Annotated in this window: 1 protein-coding gene and 1 pseudogene; both read left to right on the forward strand. The window is 52.3% G+C overall.

What is annotated here, in order from left to right; all coding sequences use genetic code 11:
• Positions 1 to 151: pseudogene (locus ACI77D_RS29395) on the forward strand (molybdopterin-binding protein); the annotation flags it as partial.
• A 70-nt stretch (positions 152 to 221) separates the two neighbouring features.
• Positions 222 to 367, forward strand: a 146-nt coding sequence (locus ACI77D_RS29400; protein WP_407018112.1) for a pentapeptide MXKDX repeat protein, incomplete at its 3' end; no start/stop codon positions are given.

A 367-nucleotide genomic window follows, 5' to 3' on the forward strand; every position in this document is an offset into this window, starting at 1 on the left:
GCCGCGTGAATATGGCTTTCCAATGAAGCTGCGCATGCCTACCAAGCTTGGCTACAAGAACCCAAAGCACATTCAAGCGATTTTCGTCACCAATACCTATCCGGGTGGTTACTGGGAAGACCAGGGCTACAACTGGTTCGGTGGTAGCTGACGCCCATGGCAACCCCATTGCGCAGACCGGGCTGCGCTTTTTCGCAACCTGAGTCTCAAGGAGCTTCACGATGAAAAGGTTAACGACTGCAATCCTAGGTATGTGCCTGGCAGTGGGCGTCGCGGTTGTACACGCCGACGATACGATGAGCAATGACACGATGAAGAAAGACACGATGTCCCACGATACGATGAAAAAGGACACGATGAAAAAGGA

The organism is Pseudomonas sp. O39, assembly GCF_045447295.1.
Classification (GTDB): domain Bacteria; phylum Pseudomonadota; class Gammaproteobacteria; order Pseudomonadales; family Pseudomonadaceae; genus Aquipseudomonas; species Aquipseudomonas antarctica_A.